Annotated in this window: 15 protein-coding genes; 6 read left to right on the top strand and 9 right to left on the bottom strand. The window is 64.8% G+C overall.

The genetic code is table 11. The features are described 5' to 3' along the window. The first annotated feature begins 57 nt into the window (after positions 1–57). Complete coding sequence (locus tag RT513_RS01370; RefSeq protein ID WP_088216135.1) at positions 58–1,416, top strand: TolC family outer membrane protein; 1,359 nt, start codon at positions 58–60, stop codon at positions 1,414–1,416. Positions 1,417–1,507: 91 nt separating this feature from the next. Continuing rightward, complete coding sequence (locus RT513_RS01365) at positions 1,508–2,440, top strand: hypothetical protein (RefSeq protein ID WP_290689647.1); 933 nt, start codon at positions 1,508–1,510, stop codon at positions 2,438–2,440. 1,229 nt (positions 2,441–3,669) lie between these two features. On the opposite strand, the gene RT513_RS01360 is transcribed toward RT513_RS01365, so the two are convergent. The 3 genes from RT513_RS01360 to RT513_RS01350 form a co-directional block, all read right to left on the bottom strand. Next, a complete protein-coding gene (locus RT513_RS01360; protein WP_035706383.1) occupies positions 3,670–3,990 on the bottom strand; it encodes a DUF6280 family protein in 321 nt (106 codons plus the stop codon). Positions 3,991–4,244: 254 nt separating this feature from the next. Further along, positions 4,245–4,997, bottom strand: coding sequence for a folate-binding protein YgfZ (locus RT513_RS01355; RefSeq protein WP_290689645.1), 753 nt, complete (start codon positions 4,995–4,997; stop codon positions 4,245–4,247). Beyond that, positions 4,994–6,805 (bottom strand): ABC transporter ATP-binding protein, encoded by a 1,812-nt coding sequence (locus tag RT513_RS01350; RefSeq protein WP_290689644.1) that lies wholly within the window; start codon positions 6,803–6,805, stop codon positions 4,994–4,996. Before RT513_RS01350 ends, RT513_RS01355 begins: the two co-directional genes overlap by 4 nt. 132 nt (positions 6,806–6,937) lie before the next feature. Between RT513_RS01350 and RT513_RS01345 the strand changes: the two genes are divergently transcribed. Next, positions 6,938–8,140: a pyridoxal-phosphate-dependent aminotransferase family protein gene (locus tag RT513_RS01345; RefSeq protein ID WP_088216131.1), complete on the top strand. Its 1,203-nt coding sequence runs from the start codon at positions 6,938–6,940 to the stop codon at positions 8,138–8,140. 15 nt (positions 8,141–8,155) lie between these two features. Here RT513_RS01345 and RT513_RS01340 read toward each other — a convergent pair whose 3' ends face one another. From RT513_RS01340 to RT513_RS01325, 4 genes are all read right to left on the bottom strand, one after another. Further along, entirely contained in the window at positions 8,156–8,518 is a 363-nt protein-coding gene (locus RT513_RS01340; protein WP_290689643.1) for a DUF305 domain-containing protein, read from the bottom strand. A gap of 58 nt (positions 8,519–8,576) precedes the next feature. Then, positions 8,577–9,698: a pyridoxal phosphate-dependent aminotransferase gene (locus RT513_RS01335; protein WP_290689642.1), complete on the bottom strand. Its 1,122-nt coding sequence runs from the start codon at positions 9,696–9,698 to the stop codon at positions 8,577–8,579. A gap of 41 nt (positions 9,699–9,739) precedes the next feature. Beyond that, complete coding sequence (locus RT513_RS01330) at positions 9,740–10,879, bottom strand: DUF2235 domain-containing protein (protein WP_290689640.1); 1,140 nt, start codon at positions 10,877–10,879, stop codon at positions 9,740–9,742. A 218-nt stretch (positions 10,880–11,097) separates the two neighbouring features. After that, positions 11,098–12,243 (bottom strand): type III PLP-dependent enzyme, encoded by a 1,146-nt coding sequence (locus RT513_RS01325; protein ID WP_088216128.1) that lies wholly within the window; start codon positions 12,241–12,243, stop codon positions 11,098–11,100. A gap of 230 nt (positions 12,244–12,473) precedes the next feature. Here RT513_RS01325 and RT513_RS01320 point away from each other — a divergent pair, with 230 nt between their 5' ends. After that, entirely contained in the window at positions 12,474–12,923 is a 450-nt protein-coding gene (locus RT513_RS01320; protein WP_035706364.1) for an Lrp/AsnC family transcriptional regulator, read from the top strand. Here the strand turns inward: RT513_RS01320 and RT513_RS01315 are convergent. Beyond that, a complete protein-coding gene (locus RT513_RS01315; RefSeq protein ID WP_290689637.1) occupies positions 12,920–13,801 on the bottom strand; it encodes a M48 family metalloprotease in 882 nt (293 codons plus the stop codon). The two genes, RT513_RS01320 and RT513_RS01315, sit on opposite strands and share 4 nt — an antisense overlap. A 91-nt stretch (positions 13,802–13,892) precedes the next feature. On the opposite strand from RT513_RS01315, the gene RT513_RS01310 reads away from it, so the two are divergent. Further along, the gene (locus tag RT513_RS01310; RefSeq protein ID WP_088216126.1) at positions 13,893–16,838 is read left to right on the top strand and encodes a valine--tRNA ligase; all 2,946 of its coding nucleotides are present in this window, start codon (positions 13,893–13,895) and stop codon (positions 16,836–16,838) included. A 172-nt stretch (positions 16,839–17,010) separates the two neighbouring features. Here the strand turns inward: RT513_RS01310 and metF are convergent, their stop codons facing one another. Beyond that, a complete protein-coding gene (gene metF / locus RT513_RS01305; protein WP_290689636.1) occupies positions 17,011–17,871 on the bottom strand; it encodes a methylenetetrahydrofolate reductase [NAD(P)H] in 861 nt (286 codons plus the stop codon). Positions 17,872–18,055: 184 nt separating this feature from the next. On the opposite strand from metF, the gene RT513_RS01300 reads away from it, so the two are divergent. Continuing rightward, on the top strand, positions 18,056–18,994 hold the full coding sequence (locus RT513_RS01300) for a pirin family protein (protein WP_290689635.1): 939 nt from the start codon (positions 18,056–18,058) through the stop codon (positions 18,992–18,994). The last annotated feature ends 30 nt before the right edge of the window (positions 18,995–19,024 follow it).

Genomic DNA, 19,024 nt, shown 5'->3' with positions numbered 1-19,024 from the left:
GGATCTGGACAGGACACCGCCTGACTAATGAAAAAAAGATCAGGAACGAGGCGGGACATGGCAGGGCGATCGAAGGTCAGGTTTTTCGCGGCGTTATTCGCGGCGGGTTTGTCCGTTACTTCGGCTGGGGCCGAAACGCTGACAGACGCGCTCATCGCGGCCTATCGCAATTCCAACCTTCTGGAGCAGAACCGGGCCGTTCTCCGCGCAGCGGACGAAGATGTGGCTACTGCCGTCGCAGCGCTGCGCCCGACGCTCGCTTTCGTGGCGCAGTCGCGGTGGGTGGATCCCGTACTGACGCGGCGGCTCACAAGCACCATAGGGCTGTCCACAAGTCTCACGCTCTATGATTCGGGCCGCAATCGGCTTGGGATAGAGATCGCGCGCGAATCGGTGCTTGCCACGCGCGAGGCGTTGGTCGGGGTTGAGCAGCAGGTGCTGCTGAATGCCGTTCAGGCCTATATGAACGTGCGCAGTGCCATTGAGTATGTCTCGCTGAACCAAAATTCGGTGCGCGTGATCGGCGAGGAGCTTCGGGCCGCGCAGGATCGATTCGACGTGGGCGAGGTGACACGCACCGATGTCGCGCAGGCGGAGGCTCGGCTGGCCTCGACCCGCGCGCAGCTTTCCAGCGCTCAAGGTGATCTGACCACGGCACGGGAGGCTTACAAGGCCGCGACCGGGCAGTACCCGGGCACTCTCGCCACGCCGCCGACGCCGCCCCGCAGCGCGGCATCCGTGGATGATGCAAAGGCGGTCGGCGTTCGTACCCATCCCGATGTGCGTCAGGCGCAGCGTCAGGTCAACGTGGCGGAACTGAACGTCTCGCTCGCGGCGGCACAGCGCCTGCCGACAGTTTCTGCCACCGGTTCCGTCGCGCGGGATCAGAGCGGGGATGATGCCTCGGCCCTTACTCTCTCGCTGACCCAGCCGATCTATCAGGGGGGCGCGTTGTCATCCCTGCATCGTCAGGCGATCGCCGGTCGGGATCAGGCCCGCGCGGCGCTTCAGCAGTCGGCTGTGAACGTGGCCTATCAGGTTGGTGCCGCCTGGTCGCAACTGCAGGTTTCGCGTGCCTCTCTGGCGTCTATCGATGAACAGATCCGGGCGGCGCAGGTCGCCTATGATGGTGTCCGGGAGGAGGCCCGCTTCGGCGCGCGCACCACGCTTGACGTCCTGGACGCGGAGCAGGAGTTGCTGAACGCCCGGGCAAGCCGGATTTCCGCGCAGTCGCAACAATATGTTGCTGCCTATTCGGTCCTGTCCGCGATGGGCCTTCTTACCGTGGATCACCTGAAGCTCGGCATTCCGACATATGATCCGGCCGCCTACTACAATGCGGTGCGCGAGGCCCCCTATACTTCCATCCAGGGCCAGAAACTTGACCGTGTGCTGCAGAGCATAGGGAAAAAGTAACTATTTCCTGTCATGATGACATGTGAGTCGTGGGCTGGCCAAGCCACGTAGGGCGGCTCGATGCTCCAGCGGACAGAAGGATCGAGGCGATATGTCTGACTCCGGTAAACGTGGCGAGATCGAAGATGTGCTGACGGCGATCCGCCGTCTTCTCGCGCAGGACAGCGACGGGTTGGAGATGCGCCTCCAGGGAGAACGCGCTGCGGGGGAGCGTCTCATGCTCACCCCGGAATTACGCGTGGAGCACGCGGATGGACGTGGCTCCATAGAGGATGCGCTGGCCGTGCTCGAAGCGGCAGTCGCGGCGCGGGCAAGCGCACCCGAGCCGATAGAGAGCAGGGGGTTCCGCGACGATCTTCATGATGTCGATGAAGCGCCGTTTATCTCGATTGACGAGCCGGAACCACATACAGCGGAACCGATCGCTTTCCGTCAAACTCAAGCCCGCCGGTTCCAGCTTGTGCGGAATTCCTTCTCCCATAGCGATGAGAGCGAGGAACAGGACGAACTACATGCGGAGGCCGGTCGCCCTCCCGTGGAAGTTCCTCCAGAGCCCGATGCGCCCACCGAACTGCCCCCGGATACACCGGAGGAGGCACCTCCCCCCGACATCCCGGAAGACCCGGTAGAGGAGCCTGCCGAAATCCCCGTCGAAGAGCCGGTAGAGACCCCGCCGGACGCCCCCGATGAACTCCCTCTTGACGACCCGGGCGTGGAACAGATGGAATTCGCTCCTGCCGTCGGCCGCATTGAGGCAGAGGAACAGGTATATCTTCCCGAGGAGGTGCGCGTCGGTTGCGGCGCGGAAAACATGCCCTCGGCGGCGCTGCCTGATCTGGAAGACGACATTGGTCTTTTCGCGGATGAAAAACCGGAACTGAATGATGAACATCTCCGGATGCTTGTCGCGGAGATTCTGAGGGAAGAACTTCAGGGCCCGCTGGGCGAGCGTATGACGCGGAATGTCCGCAAACTCGTGCGGACGGAAATTCGCAGGGCGCTCGCGGGCAGAGAGTTCGAATAGTTCAGGGGCAGATGGACTCCCGTCAACCCAGCCGATCGCTGCGGAGCTTGGAAAATTTGTCAGGCATTGGTTAGCTCGAAGCGGACGCCAGCTGCCAAATTGCCATTGGTCTCGACGGTGCTGATGGAAAATCGATCGAGATGTGATCACGCGGTTGGATCAAAACCGTGGCCGCGAATGATCCGGCGCTTCATGTTTGAAGAACGGTCTCAATGCTGCAGTTGAAGTGATCCACGGCTCGGACCGGCGATTGGGGATACGCAGGCCTCGCAGCAGGTCGCGCCCTTACGTCCTCAATCAGAGGACGATCGGCCACGAATGCGAATCGACTGAGGAGCAGTGATATGCTCTCCCGCGAACTTCGGTCTTTTCATGTCCGGTCCTCTCCTCGGGCCGCACTCTAGGATCAGGCGGAAGAGTTATCGGGGGCCATAGCAGTTTCTGGCTGCAGTATTGCCAAACGCTGATGCACTCCATTGACATGTGTCTCAAAGTCCCGAGGCCCTTCGCCGCCTTCGCCGCCTTCGCCGCCTTCGCCGCCTTCGCCGCCCCAGATAAGCGAGGATCGATTTTATGGGATTTAGCCTATTATGGCTGAACTTCTTTGGGGTTGATGATCTGCTAGCATGGTAGCGAACTAGGTGGGCTGCAGCTGTTGTTCCATGTCGGCGCTCACTAGCGGGCCGGATACGCTCGGATCAACGGGCCAGCTTGCCTTTAGCAATCGCGGCTCCCTCCGCACTCCGAAGGATGTCTCTCAGCGGTCCTTGATCTTCGGCCCCCCTTGCCCGTCGTGATTACATGCTGGTTACAGCCTGCGCCAAGGGCTCGACGGGCCAATGAGGGTGGCGAGGCTGGAAGCCCATGAGATCAAAGTTGCCACGCGACAGAAGCAAGTGTGTTCAGCGCGCAGTATGAACTATTGCAGACAGCTTCTTCTGATCGCCTCGACCGGCTCCTAGCGCGGACATTGTTCCCTAGGGCATCCGACAGATTGAATGACGGCGATACAGCGCCATGCTGAGCGGAGCGAGAAGTGAGGAAAACGTCCGCTACAGGTTTCCCTTCTGCCCCGAACGATACCCGAACGATATCCGGCTGGCAGAAGCCCCGGGTAGTGCGTCTGCACGGACGGCGGCTTCCCTGATCGTTTGCCAGCCGAAATGTTCGGATGGCCATAAAAAAGGCGCGCCACGAGGCGCGCCCTTTTTGAGGCCAATCCTTCGGGCTCAGGCAGCTTCGGCCTGTTCCAGAAGATGGCGGCGTTCGCTTTCCTCACGGGAGAGGGCGACAGAAGTGCGGATGCCCTTCGCGACGAATTCCATGAGGCCCTTCACGACACGCTCGTTCGGGTCGATCCCGGCGCAGGAAAGAACTTCGCGCCCATCGCGAGACCTTGCCCAGCGAGCGATCTGTTCCGGTCCGTTCCCGTATTTCTTGTCATCAGCAATCGCATCGTCCAAGGCAGCAAGGACAACCGCGGCGAAGAGTTTACGAGCCCGCGCGCCTTGCTCGAAGTTGAAGGCATTGCCGTCGACGGAGTCGGCCATGATATCCGGTCCTTTTCTTGTTATTGCTCTTGCGTTCTTCGGAAGGTCGCCGAATATCGTGTTTAGGGCCGGGTTCGGTATTACCGTTCGGGAATACCTGCCATGCGGGCATGGCATGCCGAAACGGGGCCCATCACAATATGCAGTCGCCTTACCAGGGGAGTGCCGCCGATATATAGGCCCCCCTGTCTTTCGATCAAGCATTTATCGGCGGCGACGTCTTGTTGTTTTGCCGCAGGCGCAGTGTCGTCGCGTCACGTTCTGCGGAGCGCGATCCCGTCGGCGGTGAGCGGTCCGGCGGCGCGGTCGAAACGGAGATAGGCAATGGCGTGATTTCCGGCGACGGTAAAGACGCGGCCCGCAGGTTTTCCCTCTGCCAAAACCTCGGTTCCGGGCGTCACGGGACTGTCCAGCACGACCGAAACGAAGCCCTTGCGAAGCTCTGTCTTGTGCTTCATGCGGGCGGTCACTTCCTGTCCCACGTAGCAACCCTTGCGGAAGTCAACGCCGTTGATGCGGTCGAACCCTGCTTCGAGGATATACGTGTCGTCCGGCAGCAGCTCCACCCCCGCTTCGGGAATCGTTTCCGCCACCCGGATGGCATCCCAGTCCACGGCGGGCGGGCCACCTTCTTCATCTGTATAAAGCCGCCAGCCCAACGCAGGATGGCGCGGATCGCGCAACGCCCCTTCGGGCGGTTCTCCGAGGCCGCGCAGCACGTGGAGGGGGCTGGGTGCGATGGCGACAGCGGCGCGGAGCCGATACATCTGGAGACGGCGGGCGAGGGGCTCCGCCTGTTCCGCATCGGCGTCGAGCAGGATCCGGTCCCCCGCATCGGCAAGGAAGAAATCCGCCAGATACTTGCCCTGCGGCGTCAGCAGCGCTGCATAGACCAGCCCATCCTTCAACCGGCCGAGATCGTTGGTGACAAGGTTCTGCAGAAAGCTGACCCGGTCTGCGCCGGTGATTTCATAGATCTTGCGGTTCGATGCGCGTTCGCCCGTCATGCCCCTGCCTCCGTGTCATTCACCGATATGGGCATGGTCGACTGGAATTGCAGCCGGTAGAGCCCGGCATAGAGCCCGTCGCGGGACAGCAACTCCTCATGCGTACCCTCATCGACCACACGGCCCTGATCCATCACGACGATCTTGTGCGCGTCCCGGATGGTCGACAGCCGGTGCGCGATGACCAGCGTCGTCCGGCCGACGGAGAGCCTGTCCAACGCCGCCTGCACCAGCGCCTCCGAGCGGGCGTCTAGGGCGGAGGTCGCCTCGTCCAGCAGCAGGATCGGCGCGTCACGGAGCAGGGCGCGGGCGATGGCCACGCGCTGTCTCTGCCCGCCGGAGAGGGCGGAGCCGCGCGGCCCGGCCGGAGTGTCCACGCCAAGGGGCAGATGCTCCACGAACTCCGTCACATGGGCCGCGTCCATCACCTCGCGGAGCCGCTCGTCGCTCACATCCTGTCGGCCCAGGGTGATGTTCTCCCGAATCGTCTCGTCGAAGAGCGCGGCATCCTGGGTGACGACGGAAAACATGGCGCGGAGTTCGGGCAGCGGAATGTCCATGATGTCCACCCCGCCCACCGTCACAAGGCCGGACTGCGCATCCACAAGCCGGGTGAGCAGGTTGAACACCGTGCTCTTGCCAGCGCCAGAGGCGCCGACGAGCGCCGTCGTCCTGCCCGCTTCCGCCGTGAAGGTAACGCCGCGCAGCACCGGCATCTCACCATAGGCGAGGGTCACGTCCTGAAGCCGGATCTCCGTCTCGCCCGGTGCGGGAAGGCGTGGGTGAGCAGGCGGGCTGATGGAGGGAAGCGTATCCATCAGCCGATAGACCCGCTCAAGGCTCGCCGCCGCCACCTGCCAGGTGCCCGCCGTGTCGCCGAGCCTGCGGATCGGCTGGAAGGTCAGCGCCATGGCGGTGAAGAACGACATGAACTGCGCGAGGGTCTTTTCGCCCGCGATGATCTCCCGCCCGCCGAGCACGAGGACGGCAAAGAAGCCAAGCCCCGTCACCACGTCGATCAGCGCCGGGATGGTCGAGCGGCCGGCGGCGTTCTTCACCTCCGCCTTCACGATCGTATCGATGATTCGCTCGAACCGGCCGGACTGGTAGCCCTCCATCCGGTTCAGCTTGATCGGGATGATGCCGTGGAAGATCTCATCCAGCCGCGTCGCGCGGAGGCTGGCCTGACGGCGGCTCTGCGTCGTCTTCCGGCGGACGTAGCGCTGGATGCTGGCAATCGGCAGGATGAGGAGCGGCGTGCCGACCAGCGCCACCATCGTCCACACCGGGTCGATGGAAATCGCCACGGCAAACAGCGACACAAGCGCCACGCCATCCCGCCCCACGGCGGAGATCAGGGTGATCCAGATGCCCTGAATGGCCATCGTGTCACCCTGCACCCGTTCGATGAGGGCGCCGGGCGGGTTTTCCTGAAAGAACCGGCTGTCCAGCGTCAGGATATGGCGCAGCAGGTCAGCCTGCATGGCTGTGGAGGTGCGCTGTGCGATGCGCGACAGCATCGTCTTGCTGAGGATGGAGGTGATGGCGCGGATCAGGAACAGCCCGAAGATCGCCGCACCCACCCACCAGATCGCGGATGGGTCGGCGCCTGCGAACACCTTCTCGAACAGCGGCTGGAGCATGTAGCTCAGCGCGCCGAGGGTCGAGCCCTCGATCACCATCAGCACGGCGACCAGCGACATGGCCGGGATCTGGTGGCGCAGGTAATCGTGCCAGAGCCGGCCGAACAGCCTGCGGGAGGTATAGGGATCGCCCGTCGCGTGGCGGGACTTGCTCGGGTCAGACATCCGGGCGCTCTGCCTAGGGGGCGTTGGCTGCGGTGTAGCGGCTCTGCGGCCCAAGGGCAAGCCGTGCGCCCGGTTGACCCGTGCGGCGGCGCGCACTAGGGGTTGAACCACGCCTTGCATGGAGAGTTTTCGATGAGCCTCGGCTTCGGTCGTCATTACCTTGCCATCCCCGGTCCGTCAGTCATGCCCGACCGGGTTCTGAACGCCATGCACGTGCCGGCGCCGAACATCTATACCGGCGCGCTGGTCGATACGGTGGACGGTATCGTGGCGGATCTCCGCACGCTGGCCCATACGAAGGACAATGTGGCGATCTACATCGCCAATGGTCACGGAGCCTGGGAAGCGGCGAATGCCAATGTGTTCAGCCGGGGTGACCGGGCGCTCAGCCTTGCGACCGGGCGGTTCGGCATCAACTGGGCGGCGCAGGCGCGCGAGATGGGGGTGGAGATCGACATGATCGACTTCGGCCTGCGCGCGCCGGTCGATGCGCAACGGGTGGAGGAGGCGCTGCGCGCCGACACCGGGCACAGCTACAAGGCGGTCCTGCTGACGCATGTGGACACCGCGACCTCCGTCCGCAACGACGTGCAGGCCGTGCGGCAGGCAATGGACGCGGCCGGGCATCCGGCGCTGCTGATGGTGGATTGCGTGGCCTCCTTCGCCTGTGATCCTTTCGAGATGGACGCCTGGGGCGTGGACGTTCTGGTAACGGCGAGCCAGAAGGGCCTGATGACGCCGCCGGGGCTTGGCATCCTGTTCTTCTCCGACAAGGCGAAGCAGGCGACCCGCGGCAATGACCTGCGCACGCCCTATTGGGACTGGCAGCCGCGGGCGGAGCCGCAGGAGTTCTATCAGCATTTCTACGGCACCGCGCCCACGCATCTGCTGCTGGGTCTTGCCGAGGCGCTGAACATGATCCTGCGGGAGGAAGGGTATGAGGCGGTGATGCAGCGCCACAGGACGCTTGCCCGCACCGTCTGGGCTGCCTTCGATGCCTGGAGCCACGGGAGCGAGATCGCCCTCAACATCGCCGATCCGGCGTTCCGCGGCCATTCCGTGACCGCGGCCCGCATGGGCGCCCCGCACGGCACCGCGCTGCGCGAATGGACGGAACAGAACGTGGGCGTGACGCTGGGCATCGGGCTTGGCATGGCGGAGCCGGGTGACCCATCGTGGCACGGCTTCCTGCGGGTGGCGCATATGGGGCATGTCAACGCCCATATGACGCTGGGCGTTCTGTCGGTGATGGAAGCAGGGCTGCGCGCGCTCGACATTCCGCACGGGCCGGGTGCGCTGGACGCGGCGGCGCAGGTGATCGCATCCAGCTGCTGACCCGGATCGGCTCGCCTAGTGTCCGTGCTTGGCGAGCCAGTCGTTCATCCAGCCGATTTCCTTTTGCTGGGCGGAGATCACTTCCTCGGCAAGTTTCTTCACCTCGGGGTCCTTGCCGTATTCGAGCACGACCTTCGCCATGTCGATGGCGCCCTGATGGTGCGGGATCATGCCGCGGATAAAGTCCACATCGGCATCGCCGGTATAGGGCACGCCCATAGCGGAATGCATCTTCTCCATCGCCTCCATGTAGGCGGCGGTGGAAGGGCTTTCCATGCTGCTCCCCGGCATGCCATGCGCCGAATGATCCTGCGCAAGCGCGGGGAGGGTGAAAAGGCTGAGCGCCGCTGCGCAGAGAGCGGTGGTGATCGGTTGCATGATGGCCTCCGTTACTGGGAAACCGCACCGTCGGACCTTCCAGCCGGGGGAAGGCAAGTCACGCGAGCGTGACGCCCTCCCGTGCGGCGGCCAGCGCCCCCGGCAGCACCTCCTCCAAAAGGTCGAGATCGGCGGGCCGCCCCGCGCTGATGCGGATGCAGCGGTCGAGGGGCGCGACCCCCGGCATGCGGATGAACACGCCACGCGCGCCGAGTTCCGCGACGATCCGGCGGGCGAGCGCCCCATCCCCGCCGCTGTCGATGGCGACGAAGTTGGTGGCGGAGGGGAGGGCATGCAGCCCGTTCGCGGCGGCAATCGCACCGATCCGCTCCCGCGCAAAGCCAACCTTCCTGCGGGTCTGTTCCAGCCATTCGTTATCGGCCAGCGCGGCGAGCGCCCCCGCCTGCGCGATCCGCGACATGCCGAAATGGTTGCGCACCTTGTCGAACGCGCGGGCGAGGGGGGCGGCAGCCAGTGCATAGCCGACCCGTGCCCCCGCCATGCCGTAGGCCTTGGAGAAGGTCCGCATGCGGATCACCCGCGGATCCTCCGCCGCGATCCGCGCCGCCGTCCCTTCGGGGGCCAGCTCCACATAGGCCTCATCCAGCACGAGGAGGGTGCCGTCGGGCAGGGCCTCCACCATCTGCTCGATCAGCCTTCCGGGATGGTGGCTCGCCATCGGATTGTCGGGATTGGCAAGATAGATCAGCTTGGGCCGCAGCGTCGCCGCGAGCGCGACAAGCGCCGCTGGATCTTCATGATCCTGCCGATAGGGCACCTTGTGCAGCACCCCCCCGCAACCCGCCACATGGAAATTGAACGTGGGATAGGCCCCCTCCGAGGTGACGACCGCATCGCCGGGCGCGATGACCAGCCGGGCGAGATAGCCCAGAAGCCCGTCAATCCCTTCGCCGACCACCACGTTCTCCGGCCGGAGGCCATGATATGCGGCGAGCGCCTCCTTCAGATCGTGGTTTTCGGGATCGCCATACATCCACACGTCGCTGGCCGCGCGCGCCATGGCTTCGATCGCCTTTGGCGAGGGGCCGAAGACGTTCTCGTTCGCGCCGAGCCGGGCGCGGAAAGGGATGCCGCTCCGCCGCTCCAGCGTTTCGGGGCCGACGAACGGCACTGTGGCGGGGAGTGCATCGACAAGGGGGGTATAACGGGGTCCGGTCATGGCGCATGACAAGCGCAAACGCGCGCGCCGCGCAAGGGGGATCAGCCCTCCCGGCGGAAGGGACTGAAAAGCGCGGCGATACGCACGGAGGTTTCCCTCTGATCGGGGGTGTCGATGCGCCGGACCTGCCGGGTCGGCGTATGGAACCGGACGGTCGGGTGAAGGCGACCCTTCACCGGCCCGTTCGCGCGGGGACTGCGGATAAGGAACACCTTGCCCCATCCGTCGAATGTGCCCACCGCACGCGCGCTGGCGTCGCAGGGAAAACGGAGCCGCCAGTCCTGCGGCAGCGGCATGCCTTGCGCCTCCACGCGCTCGAGCATCCAGACCAGCGGAATATTGGCAAGCTGCCGACCCTGCCGGCCGGTATGCACCTGCCCGCCGATATCGGGATGCGCGCCGCGAAACCACGTGTCTTCTGCCTGTCCTTCCCAGTCGGGCAGGGTCTGCCACGGCAGGGGGCTGAAGGCGACGCGCGTCTCGTCGAGCGCCAGAGCCTGCGCGGCGTAGCGAACGGACGGGCCGAGGTCGAGCTGGTGAAAGGCGTGTTCCGCTTCCGTCAGGCGCCAGAGCAGCGGAAGCCGTAGGCCGAGCGCCTTCACGGTATCCCAGACGCCGATCATCGCGATTTCGACCTGCGTATGACAATGGGCGGCGCGGAAGGCGGAGGCGCTGTCGCTTTGGGGGGCAAGCCGGTAATGACGGAAGACCTGCCGGATGTTGCGCTCCGTGGCTTCTTCCGCACGCAAAAGGCCAAGCCGGTCGATCATCCCCGCAAGCGACCTGACGGCGAACCCGCCCCGAGAATACCCGAACAGGAACACCCGATCGCCCGGACGGTAGCGGGAGGCAAGGAAGCCATAGGCCCGCTGGATCTGATCGTTGATCGAGGCACCCGTGATGATGTCCGGCAGGCTGGACCAGCCCTTCCACTGAATGCCCGCCTCATAGAAAAGCGAAATCCGGGAAGCGCATCCGGCCTCCCGGAGCAGGCGGAACGTGTGGCCGGCATTCGTCTCCTGTCCCGAGGTCAGGCTGGAAAGCGTGCCGTCGAGAATGATGACGTGATCCATTGCGGGGCGCGCCTTCCGGCGCTTCGGCAGGGGAGTCGTGGCGGTGATCGGGGCAACATCCGCGAGGCCGAGGAGCCGCCGCATATCCGTGAACCGCCAGATGCCCATTCCGACCTCCGCTCCGCCGTCTGCCGATACCGGTTGACCGTCTCCCTGAAGGAGTGACACAGCCAGATCACCGTAACACGGCGAAAGCCCATCGACTTCATGACAATGCGGCGCGGCCGCTGCGGGTTGCGTGTGGGCGGAAAAATACTTTTTCTGCATGAAAAAGGCGCGTCCGCGGACGCGCCTCGGGCAGTTCTGTATCGGCCTGTTAGCGGGTGTCAGCCCTTCAGCTTGAGCACCGTCGCGACGCTGAGTTCGCCGAACCCGTTGAAGCGCGTATTGGTGGCGATGGAGTAGGCGCCCATGCCGTGGAACAGCACGTAATCTTCCTCGCGCATGTCGCCGGGCAGAGCCACGACGCCCGGCAGACGGTCAACACTGTCGCAGGTCGGCCCGAAAACGATGCGCTCCACCGTCTCGCCGCCGCGTTTCACCCCATCGGGAGAGATGACCTCCGTCCGGTCGATGATGCCGATGAGCGGGAGTTCCGCGAAGGCGCCATAGACGCCATCGTTGAGAAAGACGTGCTCATCGTCGCGCACCGCCTTCACCCGGCTGGCGAGCGAAAAGGCCCCGGCGCAGAGACCCCGCCCCGGCTCGCAGACCAGCGCCGGACGATCCGCGCCAAAGGCTTCCGTCGCGACCGTGTCGATCAGCCGGAAGATCGCCTCCAGTTGCGGCTCGATCTCGTTCAGCCGGTGAGAGGGGAAGCCGCCGCCGACATTGAGCCGCGCGATCCTCACCCCCGCCATGGACGAGATCTCTGACGCCGCACGGATGTACGCCTCCCATGCGGTGGGATCGGTGCATTGCGTGCCCGGATGGAAGGTCAGCGAGGGGATGAACCCCGCGCTGGCGACCATCGCCAGCAGGTCCGCCGCAAGCTCCACCGTCGCGCCGAATTTCGCACCGAAGTTGTAGGCCGCACCGGCGACGGGCAGCTTGAACCGCACGGAAATCTCGGTGCCCTGTGCGGGAACCAGCGCGATGAGCTTGGCCAGTTCGCTCCGCGAATCGACGGAGTAGGACGCCACGCCCAGTTCGACAGCCGTGAGGATTTCCGAGCGGGCGCGCACCGGGTTGTTGTAGTGCATGGCCGCGCTGGGCGCGAGCCGGCGGATCAGCCGCATCTCGGCGGGAGAGGCGACATCGAACCCCTGCACACCAGCGGCGGCAAGATTTTCGATGACGATCTCATCGGGATTCGATTTCACGGCATAGGTGACGAAGCCGGGGAAACCGTCGATGAACCGCCGCGCTGTCGCCTGCAGAACGGCGGGCGAGAAAAACATGACAGGCGCGTCGGGTTGCTGAATGCGGAGATATTCGGACGGAGTCGTCCAGATCGTTTTCGAGAGCCCCATCGGCGTGTTCCTTCTTCTGCCAACAGAGCGCAGCCTACCCCAGCCCTGGACCCACCAGTTCGGAGCCGCTTACGCGTCAAACCAAACCAGGCCAGGTGCGTATGAGCCGCCCTTTTCCTGAAAACGAGGATGTCGCATATGGAGCCAAACCGGGGCCTTGGGAAGTGTTGTTTTTGCCTGTGGCTTCGTTAAATTGACGAAAGACGCTGACAGATTCACGAGGTGAGATTCTGGACGATCTGGACAGGTCCATCGTTGCCCAACTGGCCGCGGATGCGCGCATTTCCCTCGCCACGCTGGCGCGGCGGCTGAAGGTGGCGCGCTCCACCCTGCAGTCGCGTCTGGAGCGTCTGGAAAGCTCCGGCGTCATCACCGGCTATACAGTCAAGCTGGGGGAGGCCGGACAGCGGGGGCGGTTGCGGGCGACCGTGTTGCTGACGATCGACCTTCGGCTTCAATCCGGAATCGTGAACCGGCTGAAGGCGATGCCGGAGGTGGAGACGATCCATTCCACCTCCGGGCGCGTCGATCTTCTGCTGACCCTGGCCGCCGCGACAACACAGTCGCTGGACACCGTGCTCGACGCCATCGGCGCGATTCCGGGCGTCAAGGCGTCGGAGAGCTTCATCCATCTGACGACAAAGCTCGACCGTGTGGTGGCAGGGGGCCTTCCGGCCTAATCCCGGCGCTTCAAGCCGCCGGTGCGGGCGACCTGCTCCACGGTCGCAATCACGGTGGAGAGGCGCTTCTCGTCCGGCGGATGGGTTCCCCAGAACGAAAGCTCCCCGTCCGTGGTCTTCGCCGCCTCGGGCCGGGCAAAGAAACGGGCGCCCTTCACCGGGTCATACCCGGCCCGTTCGGCGATCACCGTGCCGATCGCATCTGCCTCCAGTTCATAGGTCTGGCTGTAGGCCATGCCGCCCACCGCGCCCCCAAGCGCCATGTTCGCCTGCATCTGTTGCAGGTCGTCCGCCCGCGAGCGATAGGGGTTCGCGTTGCTGGCATTCACCTGTGCGGCTGCGGTCAACACGCCCATGATGACCGTTCCGGCAAGCATCTGCTGCCGCCTTTTCTCGATATGCTGGCCGATATGGTGCCCGAACTCATGGCCCAGCACAAAGGCGATCTCGTCCTCGTTCCGGGCGTCGCGGATCAGCGGCAGGGTGAATGTGACGGTCGGCTTGCCATCTTCGTAATGCTGGAAGGCGTTGCGCTGCCGCGCCGCCCCATCCACGACGAGTTGCACGTCGCAGTCGAAGCCCTTCCGCTCGACGGTTTCCTCACGACAGAACCGCTCTGCCACCGGCTTCACCCGCGCCAGCACCCGCTGATGCCGGGAGAGGGCAGCAGTGTCGCTCATGACGGGGGCGGATGTCTGGTGGGACTGTTCCTCCGCGAACATGGCGCGGGCGGCGGTGACATGGCCCTCCCCGGGGCGGGCGACCTGATAGGTGGTTCCGCAGGCCGTGATGCCAAGGGCTGCCGCAAGCAGCAGGGCGCTCCGACCCGTCAGTGGGCCGAAGGGAGGCAAAACGCCGGGCGTTGGAATGGCGAACAATGCGGTCTCCTGAAAAAAGCTGCAAACCGCGCCTTGGCGGCGGGGCAGTCCTTGGATAGACCTGCGGACGTTAAGAAAGTGGAACCCGACCATGGAAAAGACGTTCGACGCGCAATCCGCGGAAGCGCGGATCTACGAAACCTGGGAAAAGGCGGGTGCCTTCAAGGCGGGCGCGAATGCGTCGCGCGCGGAGACTTTCTGCGTGATGATCCCGCCGCCGAACGTCACCGGATCGCTCCATATGGGGCATGCGTTCAACAACACGCTTCAGGATATTCTGGTCCGCTGGCACCGGATGCGCGGCTTCGACACGCTGTGGCAACCGGGGCAGGACCATGCCGGGATCGCCACGCAGATGGTCGTCGAGCGGGAACTGGCCCGCAGCCAGCAGCCGGGCCGCCGGGAAATGGGACGCGAGGCCTTTCTGGAAAAGGTCTGGGAGTGGAAGGAACAGTCGGGCGGCACGATCATCAACCAGTTGAAGCGCCTTGGCGCCTCCTGCGATTGGTCGCGCAACGCCTTCACCATGGACCCGAACTTCCAGCAGGCGGTCATCAAGGTCTTTGTCGACATGTATGACAAGGGCTACATCTACCGCGGCAAGCGGCTGGTGAACTGGGATCCGCATTTCGAGACGGCGATCTCCGATCTGGAGGTGGAGAACGTCGAGGTGAAGGGCCACATGTGGCACTTCAAATACCCGCTGGAGAATGGCGAAACCTACGAATACGTGGAGAAGGACGCCGACGGCAATGTCACGCTCCGCGAGGTGCGGGACTATATCTCCATCGCCACCACGCGGCCCGAGACGATGCTGGGCGATGGGGCCGTGGCGGTTCATCCGTCGGATGAACGCTATGCGCCAATCGTCGGAAAACGTGTGCTTCTTCCGCTCGCGGACCGCTACATTCCGATCATCGCGGACGAGTATCCCGACCCGACCTTCGGTTCCGGCGCGGTGAAGATCACCGGCGCGCACGACTTCAACGACTACAAGGTCGCGGAGCGGCACGGTCTGCCGCTTTACGTGCTGCTGGACGGCAAGGGCCGGATGCGGGACGATGCTGCCGACGACAACATGGTGCCGGAGAAATACCGCGGCCTCGACCGGTTCGAGGCGCGCAAGCAGGTCATCGCCGATATCGAGGCGCTGGGACTTCTCGAGAAGATCGAGGACAAGATCATCACCCAGCCCTTCGGCGACCGCTCCAAGGTGGTGATCGAGCCGATGCTGACCGACCAGTGGTTCGTGGACACCACCCAGATCGTCGGCCCGGCGCTGGACGCGGTGCGCAACGGCGACACGCGCATCCTGCCGGAGCGGGACGAGAAGGTCTATTTCCACTGGCTGGAGAATATCGAGCCGTGGACCATCTCGCGCCAGCTCTGGTGGGGCCATCAGATCCCGGTGTGGTACGGGCTGGATCTCGGCGTGTCACAGGGCAGCGATCTCGGGGACGAGGATCGCGACGGGGAGATCGACGAGGTCGAGATCTTCGACCTGCTGATGAACGGCGGCATGCTGCATCGGGGTGAGGTCCATTACGCCGCCACCGATTTCGATGCCGTGCGGGAGCGGTTCCTCGACGAGATCGCCGATATTCCCGCGCCCTTCAGCCATTCGATGGTCGTGGAGGTGGCGGACAAGGCGGAGGCCATCGAGCGTCTGGCGGCGAGCCTTGCCGAATACAACATCAATCAGGATCCGACAAAACTCGTCTATCCGGTCTGGCGCGACGCGGATGTTCTGGACACGTGGTTCTCCTCCGGGCTCTGGCCGATCGGCACGCTTGGCTGGCCGGAGGATACGCCGGAACTGCGCAAGTATTTCCCGACGGATGTGCTCGTCACCGGCTTCGACATCATCTTCTTCTGGGTCGCCCGGATGATGATGATGCAGCTTGCGGTTGTTGGGAAGGTCCCGTTCCATACGGTCTATGTCCATGCGCTCGTCCGCGACGAAAAGGGTAAGAAGATGTCCAAGTCGCTGGGCAACGTGCTGGACCCGCTGGAACTCATCGACGAATACGGCGCGGATGCGGTGCGCTTCACGCTCACGGCCATGGCGGCGATGGGGCGCGACCTGAAGCTTTCCACCCAGCGGATCGCGGGCTATCGCAACTTCGGCACGAAGCTGTGGAACGCCACGCGCTTTGCCGAGATGAATGGCGTCTGGGAGAACCATGCGACCGGATCCGCGCCTCCGGCGACGGCGACAGCGAACCGCTGGATCCTCGGGGAGACGGGTCGCATCCGTGCGACAGTGGACGAGGCGCTGGCCGCCTACCGGTTCAACGATGCGGCGAATGCGCTTTATGCCTTTGTCTGGGGCAAGGTGTGCGACTGGTATGTGGAATTCGCCAAGCCCTTGCTGGCGGATGAGGCCACCGCGGCGGAAACCCGCGCGGTGATGGCTTGGGTGCTGGACCAATGCTTCATCCTGCTCCATCCGATGATGCCCTTCGTGACGGAAGAGCTGTGGGAGACGACGGGCAAACGGGCGAAGATGCTCGTCCATACCGACTGGCCGACCTATGGCGCGGAGCTCGGCGATGCCGAGGCCGACCGCGAGATGGGCTGGGTCATCGCGCTGATCGAGGAAATCCGCTCCGCCCGGGCGCAGATGCATGTGCCGGTGGCGCTGAAGCTGGCCATCGTCGTGACGTCCATCGACGCGGCTGGCCGCGCGGCCTGGGCGCGCAACGAGGCGTTGATCCGGCGGTTGGCGCGGATCGAGTCGCTGACGGAAGCGGAGACGGCGCCCCGTGGCTCCGTCACCATCGCGGTGGAAGGGGCGACCTTCGCCCTGCCGCTCGATGGGGTGATCGACATCGCGGAGGAAAAGGCGCGGCTGGAGAAAACGCTCCAGAAGCTCGACAAGGACCTGTCGGGGCTGCGCGGGCGGCTTGCCAACCCGAAGTTCGCCGAAAGCGCGCCGGAGGATGTGGTCGAGGAAACCCGTGAGAAGCTGGAACTCGGCGAGGAGGAGGCCGCGAAACTCCATGCCGCGCTGACCCGGCTGGCGGAGATCGCTTGATCGGGGATCGGGGGGAAGGCACGGGCTCAGGCGGGCGCTGCCCGCCCTCGCCCCTGCCTCGCGGCCTCCCTTCGGGGAGCCGCGGGACTGCCGATGATGTCTGGACTCAGTGAACGGCGGGGGGCAGCCGTGTGTCCTGCATGTGCGCCATCTCTGACGGCGCTGACCGGGTTCAGGCAGCGCTTTCGGCGGCGGGACGGATGCCGAGATTGGCGCAGACCTGTTGCGTCAGTTGCGGACGGTTCAGCGTGTAGAAGTGCAAGTCCTCAACCCCACCCGCGATGAGCGCCTCGCAGAGTTCGGTGCATTGCTCGACTGCGAAGGCGGCCTCCCGGCCCGCGTCCACCGCAGCGGTGAAGCGCGCATCGAGCGAGGCAGGCACGGATGCGCCGCAGCGGGCGGCAAAGCCGCGCACACCCTTCCAGCTGTTCACCGGCATGATGCCCGGTATGATCGGCACATCGACCCCCGCCGCGACAGCTGCATCCCGGAAACGGAAGTAGATGTCGGGCGAGAAGAAGAACTGGGTGATCGCCGATGAAGCGCCCGCGGCCACCTTGCGGCGGAGCCAGGCGACATCGGAGGGGGTGTCGGGCGACTCGGGATGAGGCTCCGGGTAAGCGCCGACATGGAGCCGGAAATCTCCCGTCGCGGCCAGCGCCTCCACCAGCTCCACCGAACTCGCGAACCCCTCCGGGTGTGGCGTGAAACCGGAGGCGCCCTTGGGCGGATCGCCCCTGAGCGCGACGATTTCCTTCACCCCGGCCTCGGCATAGGCGCGCGCGATCTCCAGCGTCTCCTCCCGTGTGGCATCCACGCAGGTCAGGTGTGCGGCGACGTTCAGCCCGTAGTTCCTGTGGATTGTCGTTACCGCCTCATGCGTGAGCTTCCGCGTCGTCCCGCCTGCACCGTAGGTCACGGAGACGAAGGCCGGGTTCAGCGGCGCGAGCGCCTGCACCGTCTCCCACAGGCGAAAGCTCGCCTCCAGCGACTGCGGGGGGAAGAACTCGAAAGAGATGCGAGGGGTCGTCATGGGCGTATCCGTCTTCTGGGCGGGTTCTTCTGCCATGTTCGCCGACCCGAGGCAAATCTTATGTCCCGAAGGCTGGGGAGGGCTTTCCTTTTCCTGCGCGCCCGCAGGCCCACCGCGTGGCACGGCTTGCCAATGGGGTGGCATTCGGGAACTCTGTCCGCCAGAAAACAGCCAGGAGGCCAGGATGAGCTGGAACCCCGCCCTCGACCCCACATGCCCGATCGGTGACGAAGTCGATGCCATCGAGACGGTCATCATCCCCCGGGCACGCGACATCGGCGGGTTCGAGGTGCGTCGCGCGCTTCCCGCCGCCTCCCGCCGGATGGTCGGCCCTTTCGTGTTCTTCGACCAGATGGGGCCGGCCGAGTTCCTGACGGGGCAGGGGATAGACGTGCGCCCGCATCCGCATATCGGTCTTTCCACCGTCACTTATCTTCTGCGCGGGCGTCTCCACCACCGCGATTCCATCGGCACGGACCAGTGGATCGAGCCGGGCGCGGTGAACCTGATGAGCGCGGGCAACGGCGTGACCCATTCGGAGCGCACGGATGGCGAGGCGCGGGAGCGGCCGCTGTCGATGTTCGGCATTCAGACATGGCTGGCCCTGCCGGAAGCGAACGAGGATGATCCCGCCGCCTTCCAGCATATCGAGAAAGCCTCCCTCCCCCTGCTGGAGGGGGAGGGCAAGCAGGTCCGGCTGATCCTTGGCGATGCCTGGGGAGAACGGGCGCCCGTGGCCCTGCCCTCCGAGACCTTCTATGCGGATGCCGTGCTGGAACCGGGCGCCGCGGTTCCGCTGCCCGACAACCATGAGGATCGGGGTGTCTATGTTCTTACGGGAGAGGTGACCGTAGCAGGACAATCCTTCGAGGCGGGCCGGATGATGGTCTTTCGCCCCGGGGACCGGATCAGCCTTGCCGCGGGGGTGAGGGGCGCGCGCATCCTGATCCTGGGCGGTGCCACGCTGAACGGTCCCCGCTTCATCTGGTGGAACTTCGTCGCCTCTTCGAAGGACCGGATCGACGCCGCGCGGGAGGCATGGCGGGCGGGTGACTGGCAGCATGGCCGCTTCCGCCTGCCACCGGGCGATAACCGCGAATTCGTGCCCGCGCCGGAGCGGTGAGGGCTCCTGACGGGACGTGGGCAAAAGTTT

Origin of the sequence: Haematobacter sp. (genome assembly GCF_032102465.1) — a bacterium.
GTDB lineage: Bacteria > Pseudomonadota > Alphaproteobacteria > Rhodobacterales > Rhodobacteraceae > Haematobacter.
This window is presented reverse-complemented; position numbering and strand designations above follow the sequence as displayed.

What these genes read in the sequence shown, in the direction of transcription:
- RT513_RS01300 (WP_290689635.1), top strand. Translation starts at nt 18,056, where the DNA reads ATGAGCTGGAACCCCGCCCTCGACCCCACATGCCCGATCGGTGACGAA.
- RT513_RS01340 (WP_290689643.1), bottom strand. Translation starts at nt 8,518, where the DNA reads ATGCAACCGATCACCACCGCTCTCTGCGCAGCGGCGCTCAGCCTTTTC.
- RT513_RS01365 (WP_290689647.1), top strand. Translation starts at nt 1,508, where the DNA reads ATGTCTGACTCCGGTAAACGTGGCGAGATCGAAGATGTGCTGACGGCG.
- RT513_RS01325 (WP_088216128.1), bottom strand. Translation starts at nt 12,243, where the DNA reads ATGGGGCTCTCGAAAACGATCTGGACGACTCCGTCCGAATATCTCCGC.
- RT513_RS01335 (WP_290689642.1), bottom strand. Translation starts at nt 9,698, where the DNA reads ATGACCGGACCCCGTTATACCCCCCTTGTCGATGCACTCCCCGCCACA.
- RT513_RS01355 (WP_290689645.1), bottom strand. Translation starts at nt 4,997, where the DNA reads ATGACGGGCGAACGCGCATCGAACCGCAAGATCTATGAAATCACCGGC.
- RT513_RS01370 (WP_088216135.1), top strand. Translation starts at nt 58, where the DNA reads ATGGCAGGGCGATCGAAGGTCAGGTTTTTCGCGGCGTTATTCGCGGCG.
- RT513_RS01345 (WP_088216131.1), top strand. Translation starts at nt 6,938, where the DNA reads ATGAGCCTCGGCTTCGGTCGTCATTACCTTGCCATCCCCGGTCCGTCA.
- RT513_RS01330 (WP_290689640.1), bottom strand. Translation starts at nt 10,879, where the DNA reads ATGGGCATCTGGCGGTTCACGGATATGCGGCGGCTCCTCGGCCTCGCG.
- RT513_RS01310 (WP_088216126.1), top strand. Translation starts at nt 13,893, where the DNA reads ATGGAAAAGACGTTCGACGCGCAATCCGCGGAAGCGCGGATCTACGAA.
- RT513_RS01360 (WP_035706383.1), bottom strand. Translation starts at nt 3,990, where the DNA reads ATGGCCGACTCCGTCGACGGCAATGCCTTCAACTTCGAGCAAGGCGCG.
- metF (WP_290689636.1), bottom strand. Translation starts at nt 17,871, where the DNA reads ATGACGACCCCTCGCATCTCTTTCGAGTTCTTCCCCCCGCAGTCGCTG.
- RT513_RS01350 (WP_290689644.1), bottom strand. Translation starts at nt 6,805, where the DNA reads ATGTCTGACCCGAGCAAGTCCCGCCACGCGACGGGCGATCCCTATACC.